The sequence below is a fragment of the Pseudomonas sp. PDM04 genome, assembly GCF_014851765.1.
Lineage (GTDB): Bacteria > Pseudomonadota > Gammaproteobacteria > Pseudomonadales > Pseudomonadaceae > Aquipseudomonas.
On sequence record NZ_JACVAI010000009.1, the window covers coordinates 130,756 to 152,312 of the forward strand.

Sequence of the window (21,557 nt, forward strand, 5' to 3'; positions counted from 1 at the left end):
TCAGTCCTGGCGAATTCGCTGCTTGAAGGTCCGCGCGATGGCGTGCACGCCGGGTTGGTAGTCCGACTGCTCGATGGCGGCGAGGGCCAGTTGCAGCGCCTTGTCGGCGATCAACTGATGCTGCTGGGCCATCGCGTTGACCGGCAGGGGCAGGAAGTCCAGCAGCTGCGTGTCGCCAAAGGTGCCGAGGCGCAGGGGGCGGGATTTCAGCGGGAAATCGTGCAAGGCATCGAACACACCCTGCAGCAGCACATAGGATGTGGTGACCAGCGCATCCGGCAGATGCCCCAGGCGCTCAAGCAGTTCTTCCATCAATTGCTTGCCCCATTCGCGGCTGAACGACTCGCCGTGTTCGATCAGGATCTCGCCGGTGAATCCATCCAGCGCCTCCTTGAACCCGGCGGCCCGCTCCTGGCTGATGCTCAGTTCAGGGCGCGCGCCGATCAGGGCGATCTGCCGGGGGACGGGGTCGAGCAGGCTGCGCGTCAGCTGCAGGCTGGCTTCGCGGTCGTCGCTGATCACCGAACAGAAGTCGTCAGGCGCCATGACCCGGTCGATGGCGATGATCGGCATCCCCTTGGCTTGCAACTGACGGTAGCTGTCGTCATCGGCTGGCAGGCAACTGGCGACGATCAAGGCGTCGCAGCGCCGGGCGCGGAACAATTGCAGCAATTGCCGCTCGCTGTCCGGCGCATCGTCGGAGCTGGCGATCAACAGTTGATAGCCACGCGCCCGGGCCCCCTGTTCCAGCAACTTGGCGATCCGCGCATAACTGGGGTTTTCCAGGTCCGGCAGGATGAAGCCCAGGGTGCGGGTATGCCGGCTGCGCAGCCCCGCCGCTTGCGGGTTGGGCGTAAAGCCATGAAGTTCGACGACCGCGCGCACGCGCTCGACGGTGGCGCTGCTGATCCGTTGCTGTTCAGCCTTGCCATTGATGACATAACTGGCGGTGGTCACGGACACACCGGCCAACTGTGCAATATCACTGAGTTTCAAACCGGGATTTCCTTTTTTTCGGGCGTGCCCCGACATTTTCGCCAATCCTACCCGATTCGGGCATGCACCCTATTGTCGCAACCATCCGACAGGTTGGGCTTCAACCCTGAAAGATTATCGAGTAACGTGCCCAACATTCTAGATTAAACGTTTCAGCAAGCGTATTTTCTACACATTAGGTGCATTTGGCCGGTTCTGCCGCGAAACCGCCAAAAGTTGCGACCAAGCGCCTAAGCTGACTCATTCAAAACAATACCTGGCGCCCCGAGGTGCCAAAAAGGAGAACGCATGCTCGAGCTTACGATAGAGCAGATATCCATGGGCCAATCGGCCGTGGACAAGTCCGCCGCGCTGGAGCAGTTGGCCCGGCACCTGGTGGCCGATGGCCTGGTTGCCGACGGTTACCTCGCCGGTTTGCAGGCCCGCGAGGCCCAGGGCTCGACCTTTCTGGGTCAAGGTATTGCCATTCCCCACGGTACCCCGCAAACCCGCGATCAGGTGTATTCCACCGGCGTGCGGCTGATGCAATTCCCCGAGGGCGTGGACTGGGGCGACGGCCAGATGGTGTACCTGGCCATCGGCATCGCGGCCAAGTCCGACGAGCATTTGCGGCTCCTGCAACTGCTGACCCGCGCCCTCGGCGAAACCGATCTGGGCCAGGCCCTGCGTCGCGCCAGTACGCCCGAAGCGCTGTTGAAACTGCTGCAGGGCGCGCCCCAAGAGTTGGCCCTGGACGCCCAGATGATCGGCCTGGGAGTGTCGGCCGAAGATTTCGAAGAACTGGTCTGGCGCGGTGCGCGTCTGCTGCGTCAGGCGGACTGCGTCAGCAACGGTTTTTCCGCTGTCCTGCAGCAGGTCGAAGCGTTGCCTCTGGGGGATGGCCTGTGGTGGTTGCACAGCGAGCAGACGGTCAAGCGTCCGGGCCTGGCGTTTGTCACGCCGGACAAGCCCATGCGTTATCTCGGTCAGCCACTGACGGGGCTGTTTTGCCTGGCCAGTCTCGGTGAAGCGCACCAGGCCCTGCTCGAGCGCCTGTGCGCGTTGCTGATTGAAGGTCGTGGTCATGAACTGGGCCGTGCCACCAGCCGCCGTAAAGTCCTCGAAGTGCTCGGGGGCGAGCTGCCCGCAGACTGGCCGAGCGCGCGCATCGCCCTGGCCAACGCCCATGGCTTGCACGCGCGTCCGGCGAAAATCCTCGCGCAGCTGGCGAAAAGTTTTGAAGGCGAGATTCGTGTGCGTCTCGTCGATGGAAACGACAGCGCCGTGTCGGTGAAGAGCCTGAGCAAGTTGCTCAGTCTCGGCGCCCGCCGCGGTCAGGTGCTGGAATTCATTGCCGAGCCGGACATCGCTGCGGATGCCTTGCCGGCCCTGCTGGCCGCCATCGAAGAAGGCCTGGGTGAAGAGGTCGAGCCGCTGCCCGTGGTGAGCCCGCCGCGCGAAGTCATCACTGACATTGCCGAAGTGCTGCTCGCCCCGGCGGCCGGCAGTGTGGTTCAAGCGATCCCTGCCGCCCCGGGCATCGCTATCGGCCCGGCGCATGTCCAGGTGGTGCAGGCCATCGACTATGCGCTGCGTGGCGAGTCCGCCGCAGTTGAGCGCGAGCGTCTGCAACAGGCCTTGGCGCATGTGCGTCGCGACATCGCCGGGTTGATCGAGCGGAGTCTGTCCAAGGCCATTCGGGAAATTTTCATCACCCATCAGGAAATGCTCGACGACCCGGAACTGACCGATGAGGTCGAGGCCCGCCTCAAACAGGGCGAGAGCGCCGAAGCCGCCTGGATGACGGTGATCGAGGGCGCGGCCCGGCAACAGGAATCGTTGCAGGATGCGCTGCTCGCCGAGCGCGCGGCGGACTTGCGCGACATCGGTCGTCGGGTGCTGGCGCAACTCTGTGGCGTCGAGACCCCGAGTGAACCCGATCAGCCGTACATTCTGGTGATGGACGAAGTCGGACCGTCCGATGTGGCGCGCCTGGATCCTGCCCGGGTCGCCGGCATTCTCACCGCTCGGGGCGGCGCCACCGCGCACAGTGCGATCGTCGCCCGCGCACTCGGCATCCCGGCATTGGTCGGCGCGGGCGCGGCGGTGTTGCTGCTGGCGCCGGGCACGCCGCTGCTGCTCGATGGCCAGCGCGGTCGCCTGCATGTCGACGCCGATGCGGCGACCCTGCAACGTGCCGGTGCAGAACGGGATGCGCGCGAACAACGCCTGAAAGCGGCGGCCGAACAACGCCATCAACCGGCGTTGACCCGCGATGGTCATCCGGTGGAAGTGTTCGCCAACATCGGTGAAAGCGCCGGCGTCAGCAGCGCGGTGGAGCAGGGTGCCGAAGGCATTGGGCTGTTGCGCACCGAACTGATTTTCATGGCCCACCCGCAGGCGCCGGACGAGGCCACCCAGGAAGCCGAATACCGGCGCGTGCTCGATGGCCTGGCCGGTCGGCCGCTGGTGGTGCGCACCCTCGATGTCGGTGGCGACAAACCGCTGCCATATTGGCCCATCGCCAAAGAAGAGAACCCGTTCCTCGGGGTGCGCGGCATTCGCCTGACCTTGCAACGCCCGCAGATCATGGAAGCGCAATTGCGCGCCTTGTTGCGGGCTGCCGATAACCGGCCGCTGCGCATCATGTTCCCGATGGTCGGCAGTGTGGAGGAGTGGCGCGCGGCACGGGACATGACCGAACGCCTGCGCCGGGAAATCCCGGTCGCCGATCTGCAACTGGGGATCATGATCGAAGTGCCGTCGGCGGCGTTGCTCGCCCCGGTGCTGGCCAAGGAGGTCGACTTCTTCAGCGTCGGCACCAACGACCTGACCCAATACACCCTGGCCATCGACCGTGGTCATCCGACCTTGTCGGCCCAGGCCGACGGTTTGCACCCGGCGGTGCTGCAACTGATCGACATCACCGTGCGTGCCGCCCACGCCCACGGCAAATGGGTCGGTGTGTGCGGCGAGCTGGCGGCCGATCCGCTGGCGGTGCCGGTGCTGGTCGGTCTTGGCGTGGATGAACTCAGCGTCTCCGGGCGCAGCATTGCCGAGGTCAAGGCGCGCATCCGCGAACTCAGCCTGACCCAGGCTCAAACCCTTGCCCAACAGGCGTTGGCCGTGGGCAGCGCGAACGAAGTGCGCGAATTAGTGGAGGCGCTGTAATGGCCCGGATTCTCACCCTGACCCTCAACCCGGCACTGGACCTGACGGTGCAGTTGCCACGCCTCGAGCCCGGCCAGGTCAATCGCAGCGACGACATGCACACCCATGCCGCCGGCAAGGGCGTGAACGTGGCGCAGGTGCTGGCGGACCTCGGGCACCAGCTCACCGTCAGCGGATTCCTCGGCGAAGACAATCTGCAAGCGTTCGAAACCCTGTTCGCCAGGCGCGGTTTCGTCGATGCCTTCATCCGTGTTCCGGGCGCCACCCGCAGCAACATCAAGGTCGCGGAAGGCGACGGGCGCATCACTGACATCAACGGCCCGGGGCCGAAGGTCAGTGAAGCGGCGCAACAGGCGTTGCTCGATCGCCTGGATCAGGTTGCACCGGGGCATGACGCGGTCGTTGTCGCTGGCAGCCTGCCCCAGGGCATCAGCCCGCAGTGGTTGCAGGCGTTGGTGCTGCGCTTGAAAAAACTCGGGCTGAAGGTGGCGCTCGACACCAGCGGTGAAGCCTTGCGCGCGGCGCTCAAGGCGGGTCCGTGGCTGATCAAGCCGAATACCGAAGAGTTGGCTGAAGCGCTTGGCCGAGAGGTGGTTTCGGTCGCCGCGCAAGCCGATGCCGCGAGCCGTTTGCACGGGCAAGGCATCGAGCATGTGGTGATTTCCCACGGTGCCGACGGCGTGAACTGGTTCAGTGTCGGCGCGGCGCTGCATGCCACGCCACCGAGGGTCAGCGTCGCCAGTACGGTGGGCGCCGGGGATTCGTTGTTGGCCGGCATGCTTCACGGTCTGCTCAAGCCCGACACCCCGGAGCAGACCCTGCGCACCGCCACGGCAATTGCAGCGATGGCGGTGACGCAGATCGGTTACGGCATTGGCGATGCGACGCAATTGGCGCAGCTCGAACAGGGGGTACGCATTCATCCCCTGACAGAACAATAAGAGGGTATGTCATGAAGTTAGCCATTGTTACGGCCTGTCCGAACGGCATGGTCACCAGTGTGCTGTGCGCCCGCTTGCTCGATGCGGCGGCACAGCGCCAGGGCTGGAGCACCAGCGTCGAGGTCATCGACGCGGCGCACCCGGAGCGACAGTTGTCGGCGGCGACGATCGAGGCGGCCGAGTGGGTGCTGCTGGTGACCAGTGCGCCGGTCGACCTGTCGCGGTTTGTCGGCAAGCGCGTGTTCCAGAGCACCCCGGCGCAGGCGCTGCAGGATGTCGAGGCGGTGTTGCGCCGTGGGGCGCAGGAAGCACAGGTGCATGTGGCACCTGAGGCGGCGGTCGAACCTGTCGCCGATGCGCAGAATGCCCCGCGCCTGGTGGCGATCACGGCGTGCCCGACCGGGGTGGCCCATACCTTCATGGCGGCCGAAGCCTTGCAGCAAGCCGCCAAAAAATTGGGCTACGACCTGCAGGTTGAAACCCAGGGCTCGGTGGGCGCGCGCAATCCCTTGAGCGCCGCCGCGATTGCCGAAGCCGACGTGGTGCTGCTGGCCTGCGATATCGAAGTCGCCACCGAGCGATTTGCCGGCAAAAAAATCTACCGTTGCGGCACCGGTATCGCCCTGAAACAGGCCGAGGCGACGCTGAACAAGGCCCTGGCCGAGGGCAAGCAGGAAAGTGCGGCTGCCGGGGCCAAGGCACCGGCCAAGGAAAAGACCGGCGTCTACAAACACCTGCTGACCGGCGTGTCGTTCATGCTGCCGATGGTGGTGGCGGGCGGCTTGATGATCGCGTTGTCGTTCGTCTTCGGCATCACTGCGTTCAAGGAAGAAGGCACCCTCGCGGCGGCCCTGATGCAGATCGGTGGCGAGACGGCCTTCAAGTTGATGGTGCCGCTGCTGGCAGGCTACATCGCCTATTCGATCGCCGACCGCCCGGGCCTCGCGCCGGGGATGATCGGCGGCCTGCTGGCGAGCACGCTGGGCGCCGGTTTCATCGGCGGGATCATTGCCGGTTTCATCGCCGGCTACGCGGCGCAGGCGATCAATCGCTACGCGCGTCTGCCGCAAAGCCTTGAAGCGCTGAAGCCGATTCTGATCATCCCGCTGTTGGCGAGCCTGTTCACCGGCCTGGTGATGATTTACGTGGTCGGTAAACCGGTGGCGGGAATGCTTGCCGGGCTGACGCATTTTCTCGACAGCATGGGCACCACCAACGCGATTCTGCTCGGCGTGTTGCTCGGCGGCATGATGTGTGTGGACCTTGGCGGGCCGATCAACAAGGCGGCGTATGCCTTCTCGGTGGGGCTGCTGGCCTCGCAGAGCTACGCTCCGATGGCCGCGACCATGGCGGCCGGCATGGTGCCGCCCATTGGCCTGGGCATCGCCACGTTCCTCGCCCGTCGCAAGTTCGCCCAGACCGAACGCGAGGCCGGGAAAGCGGCGCTGGTGCTGGGGTTGTGCTTCATCTCCGAAGGCGCCATTCCCTTCGCCGCCAAAGACCCGTTGCGGGTGATCCCGGCAAGCATGGCCGGTGGCGCGCTGACCGGGGCCCTGTCGATGTACTTCGGCTGCAAACTGATGGCGCCGCATGGTGGGTTGTTTGTATTGGCGATTCCCAATGCGATCAACCATGCCTTGCTGTACCTGTTGGCGATTGTCGCCGGCAGCCTGCTGACCGCCGTGGCCTATGCCCTGTTGAAGCGCCCGGAAGCGGTCGAGCTGGCCGTCGAACCGGTCAACGCCTGACCTTCTGATCTGTGTGGGAGCGAGCCTGCTCGCGAAGGCGGTGCTACAGCCAACCGATAGGTTGGAGAAGAAACCGATGTCGCGAGCAGGCTCGCTCTCACAGGGCGTCAGTAGACGTCCCGACGATAGCGTCCCTGTTCGATCAGCCGCTCGACCTCTGCGGCGCCGAGTACGTCGTTGAGTACCTGGTCCACGCCGCTGGCCATGCCTTCCAGGCTGCCGCAAACGTAGAGCATCGCGCCGTCGGCCAGCCATATCTTCAGTTCATCGGCGGATTCGCGCAGGCGATCCTGAACGTAGATCTTCTCGGCCTGATCCCGCGAGAAAGCCAGGTCCAGGCGCTCGATATCCCCTGAAATCAGCCACTCCTGCAACTCATCGCGGCACAGGAAGTCATGCTCGCGATTGCGCTCGCCAAACAGCAGCCAATGACGCTGTTGCCCGTCGGCGATCCGAGCCTTGAGCAAGCTGCGCAGGCCGGCCAGGCCGGTACCGTTGCCCACCAGGATCATCGGCACGGGCTCGACCGGCAGATGGAAACCGCTGTTGCGGCGTACCCGCAGGCTGATGCCGCTGCCCACCGGGGCGTGTTCGGTCAGCCAGCCGGAGCCAATGCCCAGGCTGCCATCGGCATGCAGTTGCTGGCGCACGATCAATTCCAGCACGCCGTCGGCGGCAATCGACGCGATGGAGTATTCGCGCATCGCCAGAGGCACCAGCGCATCGACCAGGGCCTGGGCATGCAGGCCGACCAGATGGGTACGGTTCTCGGGCAGCTGGCGACTGGCGAGTGCCTGTTCCAGTGGCTGCGACAGGCTGTCGAGCTGCACCGTGGCCCGGCCATCGAGCCCCAGACCATCAAGGAAGTGTTCGATGGCCCATGGGCAATTGCGCGGCAGCACTTCCACCAGGTCACCGGCCAGCCAGCTGCTGGTGGTCGGGGCGCGAAGGCCGAGCAGGTACACCGGCGAGCCGCTGCTGTCGGGGTTCATCAGCTCTCGGCGCACCAGCGTCCAATGGTCGTAGCTCGGTGCCTGCCAGGTGTCCACGGGCGCATGACCGGTCAGCAGGCCCAGCTGTTGCTGCCAGTGACGCAAGGCGTACGGGTCGCCGCTGTCCACTTCCACCGGGGTGAACAGACTCTTGCCGCCGTGCTCGCCCAGCCAGGTGTGCAGGCGCCGGGCGAAACCGCAGAAGTGCTGATACTGGCGATCGCCCAGGCCCAGCACGGCGTAGTTCAGTCGCTCCAGGCTCAGCGCCCGGCCCAGCACCTTGCGTTCGAACCCGCGGGCACTGTCCGGCGCGTCGCCGTCGCCGAAGGTGCTGACCACGAACAGCGCGTTGTTCGATTCCCGCAGATCCTGTTCGCTCAGGCTCGCCAGCGGCTGCACGTTCACCGGCAACCCGGCGGCCTGCAACTGGCCGGCGGTCTGCCACGCCAGTTGCTCGGCAAACCCGCTCTGGCTGGCGAAGCCGATCAGCCATGCCGGGGTGTTGCCGCCCGGTTGGACCAGGCCCTGGCGCGCTTGCTTGATCTGGCGCTTCTTGCGGCGGCGATCGAGATAGAGCATCCAGCCGGTGATGAAAAACAGTGGCATGGTCAGGGCGGTGAGCGTCAGGATGATGCGTCCGCCAATACCGAAGTAGCTGCCGGTGTGCAGGGCGTAAATGCTGGTCAGCAACTGCGCCTTGAAGCTTTTGTCGCTGTAGCGGTCGTGCCGTTTGATCACGCCGGTGACCGGGTCCAGGGTGATCTGGTTCAGGGCGCGGTCATGGGGCGAGTCTTTCAACAGGTAGAACACCGTCGCCGGTTGTCCGGCCACGGGTGGCATGCGGGTGTTGTAGAAACTCAGGTCGGGACCCGCCGCGCTGTAGATGCTGCTCCACATGGCCGAGTAATCGGCGACCGGCGCCGGGCCGGCTGGCGCCGGGCCGCGATTGCGCACGCGTTCGTTCTGCGGCGCGTCGGAGAGCAACCGGGTCAGGCCCTTGCTGTACCACTCGTAGGACCAGAACAGCCCGGTCAGCGCCGACAGGAGGTAAAACACCAGGCACCAGGTGCCCGCGACGGAATGCAGGTCCCAGTTGAAGCTGCGACCTTTTTTCTTCCAGTCCAAGGTCAGCCAGGCGCGCCAGCTTTTCCACTGGCGGGGCCAGCGCAGGTAGAGGCCGGACAGGCAGAAGAACACCAGGATCAGCGTGCAGGCCCCGGTGATCTGGCGACCGCTGTCGCCCATGGCGAGGAAGCGGTGCAATTGCAGCATCAGGCCGAAGAAGGACTGGCCGCTCGCTTCGCCCAGCAGTTCGCCGGTGTACGGATCGAAGAAACGCATGGGACCGCGCCGTTCACCCGGCGGCGGGGTGAAGAAGGCCCGGGCGGCGATGTCGCTGTCGATATCGACCGAGAGCATCGCGACCTTCAGGCCGGTGGCCGCTTCGACTTTCGCCACCAGTTCGGCGGGCGGCAGCACACCGGCAACCTGTTTCTGCACCTGCAGCACAGAGGGGTTCACCGCATACAGGATTTCATCCTGAAACGAGACCATTGCCCCGGTGATGCCCATCAGGGCCAGGACCAGCCCGGCACTGATGCCAAAAAACCAGTGCAACTGGAACAGGGTTTTCTTCAACACGTCGCTCGCCTTGTTCGTTCGAAAGTGGTCATCACGGCGCGCATTATGATGCCGTGGGTTGTCGAGAAACATTCTTTTTCACACGCAAAAGCCCTGTTCATCCGGATGAACAGGGCTTCGCCTGACGGTTACTGCTTCGGTGGGAGCGAGCGGGCTCGCTCCCACCGGTCTGGCGGTGTTCCGGGAATCAGAAGTGGAAATTGGTGCTCAGCAATGCCGTACGACCGGCCGCCTGGTTGGCGAAGTGGGTCGAGAAGGCTTTGTCGTAATAGGTTTCGTCAGTCAGGTTCTGCACGTTCAATTGCAGGTCGATGTTCTTGGTCAGCTTGTAGGCGGCCATCGCATCGTAGCGAACGTAGGAATCCACCATGGTGGTGTTGTCCACGTTGCCAAATACCTTATCGACGTAGAACGCTCCGCCACCGATGGTCAGCTTTGGCGTGACTTGATAAGTCGTCCACAGGCTGGCGCTGTTTTTCGGGGTGTTCGGTAGTTCGTTGCCATTTTTGGCCTTGTTGGCAGGCAGATCACCGCCATCGACCTGTTCGCTGTCCATGTAGGCGTAACCGGCGAACACTTGCCATTGGTCGGTAAGCTTGCCGCTGGCCGACAGCTCGATGCCCTGGACGCGGGTTGTGCCGGCGTTTTCATACGACGTGGTGTTGACCTGAACCCGGGCGTTTTCCTTCTCGGTGCGGAACACGTCGGCGGTCAGCGACAGGCGATCGTTCAGGAAGTCCCACTTGGTGCCGATTTCGTAGTTCTTGGTGGTTTCCGGCTCCATGTCGCTGCTCAGCAGGTTGCCGCTGCGATCCGGTGTGCCGCTCAACGGGTTACCGTCCTGGCCTTCACCGAGGGTGGCGCCCGGTGGTGTGGCCGACGTCGCATAAGAGGCGTAAATGCTGCCGTTCGGTGCCGGCTTGTAGACCACGCCGAACTGACCGGTGACGAACTCACTGACGTCATCGCCCTTGTAGGTCGTCGCGCCGGCTGCGGTGTAGCTTTTGTATTCGGTGTCGAAATGGTCGTAGCGCAGGCCCATGTTCACCAGCCACTGCTCGGACAACTCCAGGGTGTCGAACACGTACAGCGCATAGGTGTCGGCTTTGGTGTCGGTGCCGGCATAGTTGCGCGAGATCGCGCCGTTCCATGGATCGTTCGGGTTCGGGTTCGACAGCGAGGTGCAGTTATAGCCACTTGGCGCGCCGATCATGGGAGGACGGCAGTTGGTGCTGGATGGAGGCGCTGTGGTCAGCGGCGTCGTGTCAGTGTTCACGTTGTACGAAGATTTTTCACTTTCTTCGCGGCTGAACTCGATGCCGGTGGAGAAGCTGTTCTTGAACCCGGCGATGTAGACATCACCAAACAGATCGGTCTGGTTGGTCGTCGTTTCCGTGTTGCTGACGCGGGTGTTGGCCCGGCGCCAAACGCTGTCGAAGTTGACGTTGCCCTTGCTGTCGTCCGGCTGGGTCAGGATGTAATCCTGCATGCTGGTGCCGTGGCGCAAGGTGTTCTTGATCGTCAGCGCGTCGCTCAGATCATGCTCGATGGCGAAGGTGGCGGTATCGGTGCGGCCCTTGCGGAAGTCACGGTCCAGACCATAGAAGTTGCTGTCGTCGCCTCCGGAGAACGGTTTGTCCGGATTGGCCTTGGTGCGCGGCGACGAGAACGAATATGGAATGCCCGAGTCCGGTGTGTCGTTGCTTTCCAGGTGGTAGTAATCGAGATTGACCCGGGTGTCGGTGCCCAGGCCGAACACCAGGGATGGCGCGACACCCCAACGGTCGTAATCGACCTGATCGCGGCCGGCGACATTGCTTTCGTGGCTCATCAGGTTCAGACGGCCGGCAGCGGTGTCGGTGAACTGGTAGTTGCCATCGAAGGTGTAACGCTGGGTCTGGTCCGAACCCCAGGTGAAGCCACCGTCGAGCGAGTTGCCAAGGTGGGCTTTCTTGCTCACCAGGTTGATTGTGCCGCCGGCCGCGCCACGACCGCCAATGGCGGAATTCGGGCCCTTGCTGACTTCGATCGATTCGACCGCGAAGATCTCACGGCTTTGCGAACCGGTGTCGCGCACGCCGTCCAGGTAGGTATCGCCCTGGGCATCGAAGCCGCGAATGAAGGGACGGTCGCCCTGCGGGTTACCGCCTTCACCGGCGCCAAAGGTGATGCCGGGAACCGTGCGCAGGGCGTCCTGCATGTTCAGCGCGCCGGTGTCCTTGAGGACTTGTTGTGGAATGACGGTGACCGAGCGCGGCGTGTCGACCAGCGGGGCGGTGTACTTGGGCGAAGAGGCCTTCTCGGCGTTGTAACTGGTCGCGTCCTGCGCTTCACCGGTGATGGCAGTGGCATCCAGGGCAATCGCGCCGTTCGGTGCCTTTTCGTCCGTCTTCTCGGCGGCGAACACCATGTGGCCTGCGGAGCCGGCGGTAAGTGCCACGCCAATCGCCGAGGCGAGCAGACGCGGTGAACTGACAGGTAATTGTGCTGGTTGGCGCGACATCTGAATTTCCCTTCCCCAAGGATTTGAGGTCGCGGAATATAGGGTAGACGCGTCTTTGTATCAATTGCGAAACGTTACTATTCGCACTGAATTTACATTCTTTACAATTTGCCCTTACGGTTTTTGATGATTCATTCGTCTGCCGGGTTTTACACTGGCAATAAGAATCAATACCATTGCCATCCTTTAGCCTTCAGGTACTTTCCATGCTGCTGCACATCAAGGGCTTGTTCACCAAAGAAGAGGTGCAGCGTATTCGCGAAGCCCTGGAACAGGCCGATTGGGCGGACGGCAAGATCACGGCCGGCTATCAGTCGGCCAAGGCCAAACACAATCTGCAATTGCCCGAGGGCCATCCGCTGGCCAAGGAGATCGGCGCGGCGATGGTCGAGCGGTTGTGGAAAAACCCGCAGTTCATGTCGGCGGCGTTGCCGCACAAGGTCTTTCCACCGTTGGTGAACTGTTACACGGCGGGCGGCAGTTTCGACTTCCATATCGACAACGCCGTGCGCCAACCCAAGGGCAGCATCGAGCGCGTGCGCACCGACCTGTCATCGACGCTGTTCTTCAGCGAGCCCGAGGATTACGACGGCGGTGAGCTGGAAATCCAGGACACCTACGGCGTGCAGCGGGTCAAGCTGCCGGCTGGCGACATGGTCCTGTATCCCAGCACCAGCCTGCACAAGGTCAACGCTGTCACCCGAGGCTCGCGGTTCGCCGCGTTCTTCTGGACGCAAAGCCTGGTCCGCGAAGACAGCCAGCGCGCGCTGCTGTTCGAAATGGACGGGGCGATCCAGCAACTGACACAGGACGTGCCTGATCATCCGTCACTGGTTCGCCTGACCGGGACCTATCACAACCTGCTGCGTCGTTGGGTCGAGGTATGAATTTCCGACTGCGCCGTGAGGAAGTGCTCGATGGCGACCAGCTCAAGGCCATGCTCGAAGAAAGTCCCGCCCGCGCCGCCCAGGCCATACTGCTCGCCGCTGGCGAAGGTGTGATCGACGCCCAGGCCTTGCTCGGACAGATCCTGCTGGAAGGCCAGGGCATTGCACGGGACCAGACGCTGGCGCTGCGCTGGTTCGAGATTGCCGCACAGGGTGGACACCTGATGGCGCGCAACATGCTCGGGCGCTGTCATGAACATGGCTGGGGCTGTGTGGCGGATGTTGCGCTTGCCGCGCGGCACTACCGCCTGGGCGCCGACGCGGGTCTGGATTGGGCGATGTACAACTATGCCAACCTGTTGGCGACCGGACGGGGTGGAGTCGAGGATCAGGTGCAGGCGCTGAGCCTTTATCGACGTGCCGCGCAGTTGGGCCACGCGAAGTCGATGAACCTGCTGGGGCGATACCTGGAGGAGGGGCGGTTCTGTCCAGCGGACCCGGCGGGCGCTGTGCACTGGTATCGACGTTCGGCCCTCGGCGGCGATTTCCGTGGGCAGTTCAGTTATGCGGCGGTGTTGGCGAGTGAAGGCAACCTCGATGAGGCGCTGGATTGGTTACGCAAGGCGCTGGTCGGCGGCAATCTGAATTTCCTGCGGGTGGCGAGCCAGTCGTTGCTGGGCGCCACCGATCCACAGATCCGTGCCCTGGCAGCCGACTACACCGAACGCTGCGCTGAACTCGAGCAGACGCTAACCCCCTTGTAGGAGCGAGCATGCTCGCGATGGACTTGAACGATGACGCGGGGTGCCTGATGCCCACGCGGCGTGCTTGAGTCCATCGCGAGCATGCTCGCTCCTACAGGGGGTACGATCTACAGGTGCACAAAAAAGCCCATGACAGGTCATGTCATGGGCTTTTCAATGCCTGCAGCGTTTACACGTAGAACGATTTCAGCGGCGGGAAGCCATTGAATTCAACGGCGCTGTAGCTGGTGGTGTAAGCACCGGTCGACAGCCAGTACAGGCGATCGCCGATGGCCAGGTTCAGCGGCAGGCCGTACTTGTAGTTTTCGTACATGATGTCGGCGCTGTCGCAGGTTGGGCCCGCGATCACCACTTCTTCCATCTCGCCTTTCTTCTCGGTCCAGATCGGGAACTTGATCGCTTCGTCCATGGTTTCGATCAGGCCGGAGAATTTGCCCACATCCGTGTACACCCAACGCTCGACGGCGGTACGGGATTTACGGGCAACCAGCACCACTTCACTGACCAGGATGCCGGCGTTGGCAATCAGCGAACGGCCGGGCTCCAGGATGATTTCCGGCAGGTCGTCACCGAAGTCTTCCTTGAGGAAGCGGATGATTTCCTCAGCGTAGGTTTCCAGGCTGTTGGTGCGGGTGATGTAGTTGGCCGGGAAGCCGCCACCCATGTTGATCAGCTTGAGGTGGATGCCGTCTTCTTCTTTCAGGCGCTCGAAGATCACCTTGACCTTGGCGATGGCGGCGTCCCAGACGCTGATGTCGCGCTGTTGCGAGCCGACGTGGAACGAGATGCCGTAAGGCACCAGGCCCAGATCGCGGGCGAGGATCAGCAGGTCCATGGCCATGTCGGTCTGGCAGCCGAATTTGCGCGACAGCGGCCAGTCAGCCGTGGTCGAGCCTTCGGTGAGGATGCGCACGTAGACCTTCGAGCCCGGTGCCGCCTTGGCGATGTTGCGCAGGTCGGCTTCGGAGTCGGTGGCGTACAGGCGCACGCCCTTGTCGTAGAAGTAGCGGATGTCCTTGGACTTCTTGATGGTGTTGCCATAGCTGATTTGATCCGCGCTCACGCCACGGCTCAGCACCTTGTCCAGCTCATAGATCGAGGCGATGTCGAAGCTCGAACCTTTCTCTTTGAGCAGGTCGATGATCTCGACGGCCGGGTTGGCCTTGACCGCGTAGTAGACCTTGGCGAATTCGAAACCGGCACGCAGGTCATCGTAGGCCTGGGCGATCATCGCGGTGTCGATCACCACGAACGGGGTTTCCTGTTTGTCGGCGAAGGCCTTCATTTTCTGAAAGGTTTCGCGCGCGAAATAGTCTTCGACCTGGATCGACATGCTGGGAACTCCTACTGGCAAACTGAAAAATCAATGGGTGCAAATGAACGCCCTCCGTATCCCCACTTTGGTTCGCCTACTTCCCAAGGCATTGCCGCCGAAAGCAAAAAGGCCATCCAGATCGTTTGAGAGCTACTGCAGGCTCGGCGCCTACGGCGCTACGCACGCAATACTGCGTTGGGAAGAGGCTCGGAATGCTCATTTACAATCAGTAGACTCCGCTTCCTCGCCTCTTCCCGCCTTGTCTTGCCTGCGCTCGCTACGCTCTCAAACGATCTGGACCTGTGTTCCCTTGGCCTTGCTGTCTCGTCGTCAGTACTTGAGCCGGATGGATCGTTTCCAGCATGGACGTTCGGCGCGAACTTTAGGGCGTGAGGGGCCTGAGATCAACAAAAAATGTCGCGTTTTTGCACTCTTCTGACGTGCGTGACCGACGTCACTCTTTGTAGCGGACAGAGATGACGGGCAGATGTTCCCGGACAATTTTCAAGTGTTAAAAATACCTGCACGTTCGACACTTATGAGCCCCAGATCATCGATAACTACGATGACGTCAACATCGGCGACGTTGGCTGCGAGACGGTTCTGTCAGTGCAAATCTGGTGAGTGCGAGGGCGGTTTTTCGAAGCGGTTGAAAGGCGTGGGTGTTGATATTTCTTTCCGGCCGTTGAGTAACGCCGAATGGCAGCGAAAAAGTGGGAGCGAGCCTGCTCGCGATTTGCCATGGCCACATTGTCGTTGGCTGACACTCCGCTATCGCGAGCAGGCTCGCTCCCACAGGTTGACGTGATGGGGTCCGATCAGACGGCCGCAGCCTCCGCCGGCGAAACGATGCTGGTCTTGCCGCCACGGGATTTGCCGGAACTCAGGTACTCGGCGATCGATTCTTGGGTCACTTCCCCCAGGAACACCCGTTCGGCATCCATCACCGGCAACCACGAACGGTTGAACTCGTACATCCGCGACAACAGGATGCGCAAATGCTCGTCATACGCCGCAGTGGCATTGAACTCACGCAGGTACTGCGCACAGGTGCCGGTCTGACGATGCAGGTCGCGACGTCTTACGTAACCGAGCGCCTTGTTCTCACCATCCGTGACCACGACGTAACGACGGTCATGCTCATCCATCAATTCCAGCGCATCGGCCACCGGGGTTTCCGGGCTGACCGACGGCGCGTTGTCCGCCGCGTCTTCGGCCTTCACCAGCAACAGGCGCTTGAGGGTGCTGTCCTGGCCGACGAAGTTACTGACGAACTCGTCCGCCGGGTGGGCCAGCAAGGTGTCCGGGTGGTCGATCTGCAACAGCTTGCCGGCGCGGAAGATGGCGATCTTGTCGCCCAGCTTGATGGCTTCGTCGATGTCGTGGCTGACCATGATCACGGTCTTGTTCAGCGCTCGCTGCATCTCGAAGAATTCATTCTGGATCATCTCGCGGTTGATCGGGTCGACCGCGCCGAACGGTTCGTCCATCAGCAGCAGCGGGGCGTCGGCGGCCAGTGCGCGGATGACGCCGATCCGTTGTTGCTGACCCCCGGACAGTTCGCGGGGGTAGCGGTGCAGGTACTGTTTGGGTTCCAGCTTGATCATGCTCATCAACTCGCGGGCGCGGTCGTGGCACTTCTGTTTGTCCCAGCCGAGCAGTTTCGGCACGACCACGATGTTCTCCTCGATAGTCATGTTCGGGAACAGGCCGATCTGCTGGATCACATACCCGATGTTGCGCCGCAGCGTCACTTCGTCGAGGTCGGTGGTGTCTTCGCCGTTGATCAGGATCTTGCCCGAGGTCGGCTTGATCAGGCGGTTGATCATTTTCAGCGTGGTGCTCTTGCCGCAACCCGACGGCCCGAGGAACACGCAGATCTCGCCCTCATTGACGGTCAGGCTGACCGAGTCCACGGCTTTCACGTCTTTGCCGTTGCTTTGGAAGGTCTTGCTGAGGTTTTGGAGTTCGATCATTTCAGGAGTCCTTTTGGAGTCAGCGTGCGTTGCAGCCATTGCAGGAGCAGGTCGGCGAAGATGGCCAGGAGACTGACCAACACGGCGCCGACGATCAGCATCGACATGTCGCTGCGGCTGATGGAAGCGAGGATGAGTACGCCGAGGCCACCGGCCCCGATGGTGGCGGCGATGGTCATGACACCGATGTTCATCACCACGGCGGTGCGCACGCCCGCGAGGATCACCGGCACCGCGATTGGCAGTTCGACCATGCGCAGGCGCTGGCCGAAGGTCATGCCAATGCCGCGTGCGGCTTCGCGGATGCCCGGTTCGACGCCGGTCAGGGCCAGGTAGGTGTTGCGCATGATCGGCAGCAACGAATAGAGAAATACTGCGGTGATCGCCGGCATCGGGCCAAGGCCCTGGCCGAAGGTCGAGTAGAACGGCAGCAACAGGCCGAACAGGGCGATCGACGGTACGGTCAGCAGCACCGTGGCGCTGGCCTGCAATGGGCCGGCGAGGGTCGGGAAACGCGTCATCAGAATGCCCAGCGGCACGCCGACCACGATCGCCAGGGTCACGGCGATGCCGACCAGGGTGATGTGCTGCCAGGTCAGGTGCAGCACTTGCTGCCAATCGAGGTGGGAAAAGGCGTTGATAAATTCCATGTCTTTTCCTTTATCAGTTCAAGGGATGCTGGCGCAGGAAGTCTGCGGCAACGGCTGAAGGGCTTTGGTGATCGACATCCACCCGCGCGTTGAGCTGGCGCATGGTTTCGTCGTCGAACAGTTCGGCCAGGGGCTTCAACTGCTCGGCCAGTTGCGGATGGGCATCGAGGAAGGCCTGGCGCACCACCGGCGCGGCGGTGTAATCGGGGAAGTAATGCTTGTCGTCTTCGAGCAGTTTGAGTTTGAAGGCGTTCAGGCGGCCGTCGGTGGTGTAGACCAGTCCGGCGAACACCTGACCGTTGCGCAACGCGGTGTAGACCAGGCCGGCGTCCATCTGGCGGATGTTCTTGCGCGTCAGGTTCATGCCGTACAGATCGACCATGCCGGCCAGGCCGTCGGAGCGATTGGCGAACTCGGTGTCCAGGGCCACCAGGTTGTTGGTCGTGGCTTCCTGGCGCAGCACCTTGTTCAGATCGCTGATGCTGTTGATCTGCGGGTACTCGTCGGCCACCTTTTTCGGCAGGGCGAGGGCGTAGGTGTTGCTGAATTTCGACGGGCTCAGCCAGACCAGACCTTTTTTCGCGTCGAGTTCTTTCACCCTGGCGTAGGACTGTGCGCTGTCGAGCTTTTCGGTGACATGGTTGTAGGCCACCAACGACACGCCGGTGTATTCCCAGAGCATGTCCAACTGACCGCTTTCGTGGGCACTGCGCGCCAGGTTACTGCCCAGGCCACCGGTGACTTGCACGTCGTAGCCCTTGGTGCGCAGGTATTGCGATGTGATTTCCGCCAGCAGGGTTTGTTCGGTGAACACCCGGGCGCCGATGCGCAGCAGCGGTTTTTCGGCGGCTTGGGCAAAGCCAGCGAGCAGCAGGAGGCCGCCTAGAATCAAGCTTGGTATTTTCATGAATATTCCTTTGCCGAGGCTTAAGACGGGCGCAGGCCGCGTTCGAGCCAGAGTCGGCTGGCGAATGTCACCAGGCCGTCGAGCAGCAGGGCCAGCAGGGCGGTGCAGGCGGCGCCGAGCAGCAGTTGCGGCTGATTGTTCAGGGCGATGCCGGGGAAGATCAGACTACCCAGGCTGTTGGCGCCGATCAGGAATGCCAGGGGGGCTGTCCCGACGTTGATCGCCAGGGCCACTCGCACGCCGCCGATGATGATCGGCACCGCGTTCGGCAGTTCGACTTTCCACAGGACCTGGCGCGGGGTCATGCCGATGCCGACGGCGGCTTCCTTGAGCGAGCCCTGGACGTTTTTCAAGCCTTCGTAGGTGTTGCGCACGATGGGCAGCAGCGAGGCGAGGAACAGGGCGAAGATCGCAGGACCGCTGCCGATGCCCAGAATGCCCAGGGCGATGGCGAGTACGGCCAGAGGCGGCACGGTGTTGCCGATGTTGAAGATTTGCATGAAGCGCTCGGCACGGTCGGTCATCGACGGACGGCTGAGAAAGATCCCGGCGGGGATGCCCACAACGAGGGCGGCCAGCATGGAGGCCAGGACCAGAATCAAATGCGCTTGCAGGTAAAACAATAAATCGTCGCGGTACTGTTCAATCGTGTTGATGCCAATCCAGTGGACCAGCAGGGCCAGGAGGGCGACCGCAACCGCACCTCCTGTCAGCCCTTTGCCATAGCGAATAGCCACAGGCGGACTCCTTTTCTTGGTCGGCGAACGCAGTCCCGTCTGGCAGGCCATTGCTGGCTGCCGGGCAGGCGTTCGCGAGAAGCGGCTGATGGCCGAGCGCTTTCCACTGCAGGAGCGAGTTTGCTCGCGATAGGCGTCCAGGCAACGGGTACTTTCAGAAGCACGCGTTATCGTTGACGACCATCGCGAGCAAGCTCGCTCCTACTGGGGACGGCGTACGGCCACATCGAGCCATGAGCACAGCCTCGTCAGGCTAACTTGCTGATTTTTCAGCCCCTGATACGAGTGTCGTAACAGGGGAGTGGACGCCTCCACCTTTTAAAAGGTTCCATAGCTGGCAGCATTTAGCCACCCCTTATCCTGCCTCACGTCCCTTTCAAGACCGCAAAGTGGCCGGCGGGCGGTGGTTCGGGACGGTCGGTTTGCGCTATACTCGCCGCCCTTTTTTGAATCACCGCCAGGCGATTTCCCATGACCAGACAGGCCGCCGAAGTCGCGAAACGCCGCACTTTTGCCATTATTTCCCACCCCGATGCCGGTAAAACCACCATCACCGAGAAGCTCTTGCTGATGGGCAAGGCGATTGCGATTGCCGGTACGGTGAAATCCCGCAAATCCGACCGCCATGCCACTTCCGACTGGATGGAAATGGAAAAGCAGCGGGGCATCTCGATTACCACGTCGGTCATGCAGTTCCCGTATCGCGAGCACATGATCAACCTGCTCGACACCCCGGGTCACGAAGACTTCTCCGAAGATACCTATCGCACCCTGACGGCGGTGGACTCGGCGTTGATGGTGCTCGACGGCGGTAAGGGTGTAGAGCCACGGACCATCGCGCTGATGGACGTCTGCCGACTGCGCGACACGCCGATTGTCAGCTTCATCAACAAACTCGACCGTGACATCCGCGACCCGATCGAACTGCTCGACGAGATCGAAGCCGTCCTCAAGATCAAGGCTGCGCCGATCACCTGGCCGATCGGTTGCTACCGTGATTTCAAAGGCGTTTACCACCTCGCCGGCGACTACATCATTGTCTACACCCCTGGCCATGGTCATGAACGCACCGAGACCCGGATCATCGAGAAACTCGACTCCGACGAGGCGCGCGCGCACTTGGGGGACGAGTACGAGCGCTTCCTCGAGCAGCTCGAACTGGTCCAGGGTGCCTGCCACGAATTCAACCAGCAGGAGTTCATCGACGGTCAGATGACCCCGGTGTTCTTCGGCACCGCGCTGGGCAACTTCGGCGTCGATCACGTCCTCGACGCCGTGGTGGACTGGGCGCCGCGCCCGCTGGCGCGTGTGGCCAACGAGCGCACCGTGGAGCCGGTGGAGGAGAAGTTCTCGGGCTTCATCTTCAAGATCCAGGCGAACATGGACCCCAAGCACCGCGACCGTATCGCCTTCATGCGCATCTGTTCCGGCAAATACGAAAAAGGCATGAAGATGCGCCACGTGCGCACTGGCAAGGACGTGCGCATCGGCGACGCCCTGACCTTCTTCTCTTCCGAACGTGAGCAACTGGAAGAGGCGTATGCCGGCGACATCATCGGCCTGCACAACCACGGCACGATCCAGATCGGCGACACCTTCAGCGAAGGCGAAACCCTGGGTTTCACAGGCATCCCGCACTTTGCCCCGGAACTGTTCCGCCGCGTGCGCCTGCGTGACCCGCTGAAATCCAAGCAATTGCGCCAGGGCTTGCAGCAACTGGCCGAAGAAGGCGCGACCCAGGTGTTCTTCCCGGAGCGCAGCAACGACATCATCCTGGGTGCCGTGGGTGTGCTGCAGTTCGACGTGGTCGCCAGCCGCCTGAAAGAGGAATACAAGGTGGAATGCTCCTACGAGCCGATCACCGTGTACTCCGCGCGCTGGATCGAATGCGCCGACAAGAAGAAACTCGAGGAATTCTCCAACAAGGCCGTGGAAAACCTGGCACTCGACGGCGGCGGTCACCTGACCTACCTCGCCCCGACCCGGGTCAACCTGGCCCTGATGGAAGAGCGCTGGCCAGACGTGAAATTCCGCGCAACGCGCGAGCATCACTAAACGCTGAGCTGAAACACCCAAAACCCCGGTCGCCAAAGCGCCGGGGTTTTTTATTGTTATCACGGTCCCTGTAGGAGCGAGCTTGCTCGCGATGGTCTGAAGTGCGCCGCTGGATGTCAGGCTGCCAGCGTCATCGTTAACGTCCATCGCTAGCAAGCTAGCTCCTACAGGGCGGTGGAACGATTGGAATAAGGGTAATTCACAACCGGTCTTTCGATTGCTTGCATTTTCTGGATGCAGTGGCGTCCTATCTGGAGAGCGGAGTTGATCGGCACTGATGGGTTTCAGCGCCGGA

Annotated in this window: 14 protein-coding genes; 6 read left to right on the top strand and 8 right to left on the bottom strand. The window is 62.3% G+C overall.

Annotation, left to right across the window (positions count from 1 at the left end):
* Window positions 1-996: a catabolite repressor/activator gene (gene cra / locus IB249_RS28680; protein ID WP_192309563.1), complete on the bottom strand. Its 996-nt coding sequence runs from the start codon at window positions 994-996 to the stop codon at window positions 1-3.
* Window positions 997-1,284: 288 nt separating this feature from the next.
* Here cra and ptsP point away from each other — a divergent pair, with 288 nt between their 5' ends.
* Genes ptsP through IB249_RS28695 form a run of 3 tightly spaced genes read left to right on the top strand, consistent with a single transcriptional unit; the run spans window position 1,285 to window position 6,835 of the window.
* Complete coding sequence (gene ptsP / locus IB249_RS28685) at window positions 1,285-4,146, top strand: phosphoenolpyruvate--protein phosphotransferase (RefSeq protein WP_192309564.1); 2,862 nt, start codon at window positions 1,285-1,287, stop codon at window positions 4,144-4,146.
* The gene (pfkB, locus tag IB249_RS28690; protein ID WP_192309565.1) at window positions 4,146-5,087 is read left to right on the top strand and encodes a 1-phosphofructokinase; all 942 of its coding nucleotides are present in this window, start codon (window positions 4,146-4,148) and stop codon (window positions 5,085-5,087) included. The genes ptsP and pfkB overlap by 1 nt, the downstream gene beginning before the upstream one ends.
* A gap of 11 nt (window positions 5,088-5,098) precedes the next feature.
* Window positions 5,099-6,835 carry a PTS fructose-like transporter subunit IIB gene (locus IB249_RS28695; protein ID WP_192309567.1) on the top strand — a complete coding sequence of 579 codons (1,737 nt, stop codon included), beginning with the start codon at window positions 5,099-5,101 and terminating at the stop codon, window positions 6,833-6,835.
* A gap of 107 nt (window positions 6,836-6,942) precedes the next feature.
* Here the strand turns inward: IB249_RS28695 and IB249_RS28700 are convergent, their stop codons facing one another.
* Together IB249_RS28700 and IB249_RS28705 are read right to left on the bottom strand one after the other, a co-directional pair.
* Window positions 6,943-9,468, bottom strand: coding sequence for a PepSY domain-containing protein (locus IB249_RS28700; RefSeq protein WP_192309569.1), 2,526 nt, complete (start codon window positions 9,466-9,468; stop codon window positions 6,943-6,945).
* 187 nt (window positions 9,469-9,655) lie between these two features.
* The gene (locus IB249_RS28705) at window positions 9,656-11,971 is read right to left on the bottom strand and encodes a TonB-dependent receptor (protein WP_192309571.1); all 2,316 of its coding nucleotides are present in this window, start codon (window positions 11,969-11,971) and stop codon (window positions 9,656-9,658) included.
* Between the two features lie 206 nt (window positions 11,972-12,177).
* Here IB249_RS28705 and IB249_RS28710 point away from each other — a divergent pair, with 206 nt between their 5' ends.
* Together IB249_RS28710 and IB249_RS28715 are read left to right on the top strand one after the other, a co-directional pair.
* On the top strand, window positions 12,178-12,858 hold the full coding sequence (locus IB249_RS28710; RefSeq protein ID WP_192309574.1) for a Fe2+-dependent dioxygenase: 681 nt from the start codon (window positions 12,178-12,180) through the stop codon (window positions 12,856-12,858).
* Window positions 12,855-13,622: a tetratricopeptide repeat protein gene (locus tag IB249_RS28715; RefSeq protein WP_192309576.1), complete on the top strand. Its 768-nt coding sequence runs from the start codon at window positions 12,855-12,857 to the stop codon at window positions 13,620-13,622. Before IB249_RS28710 ends, IB249_RS28715 begins: the two co-directional genes overlap by 4 nt.
* 169 nt (window positions 13,623-13,791) lie before the next feature.
* Here IB249_RS28715 and IB249_RS28720 read toward each other — a convergent pair whose 3' ends face one another.
* The 5 genes from IB249_RS28720 to IB249_RS28740 all read right to left on the bottom strand — a co-directional run bounded on the left by IB249_RS28720 (window position 13,792) and on the right by IB249_RS28740 (window position 19,207).
* Window positions 13,792-14,955 (bottom strand): type III PLP-dependent enzyme, encoded by a 1,164-nt coding sequence (locus tag IB249_RS28720; RefSeq protein ID WP_192309578.1) that lies wholly within the window; start codon window positions 14,953-14,955, stop codon window positions 13,792-13,794.
* An 800-nt stretch (window positions 14,956-15,755) separates the two neighbouring features.
* A complete protein-coding gene (locus tag IB249_RS28725) occupies window positions 15,756-16,913 on the bottom strand; it encodes a betaine/proline/choline family ABC transporter ATP-binding protein (protein ID WP_192309580.1) in 1,158 nt (385 codons plus the stop codon).
* Window positions 16,910-17,563 (bottom strand): ABC transporter permease, encoded by a 654-nt coding sequence (locus tag IB249_RS28730; RefSeq protein WP_192309582.1) that lies wholly within the window; start codon window positions 17,561-17,563, stop codon window positions 16,910-16,912. The genes IB249_RS28725 and IB249_RS28730 overlap by 4 nt, the downstream gene beginning before the upstream one ends.
* A gap of 13 nt (window positions 17,564-17,576) precedes the next feature.
* Window positions 17,577-18,470 carry a glycine betaine ABC transporter substrate-binding protein gene (locus IB249_RS28735; protein ID WP_192309584.1) on the bottom strand — a complete coding sequence of 298 codons (894 nt, stop codon included), beginning with the start codon at window positions 18,468-18,470 and terminating at the stop codon, window positions 17,577-17,579.
* A gap of 20 nt (window positions 18,471-18,490) precedes the next feature.
* Window positions 18,491-19,207: an ABC transporter permease gene (locus IB249_RS28740; RefSeq protein ID WP_192309586.1), complete on the bottom strand. Its 717-nt coding sequence runs from the start codon at window positions 19,205-19,207 to the stop codon at window positions 18,491-18,493.
* A 471-nt stretch (window positions 19,208-19,678) separates the two neighbouring features.
* Here IB249_RS28740 and IB249_RS28745 point away from each other — a divergent pair, with 471 nt between their 5' ends.
* Entirely contained in the window at window positions 19,679-21,262 is a 1,584-nt protein-coding gene (locus tag IB249_RS28745) for a peptide chain release factor 3 (RefSeq protein WP_192309588.1), read from the top strand.
* Window positions 21,263-21,557: the final 295 nt, after the last annotated feature.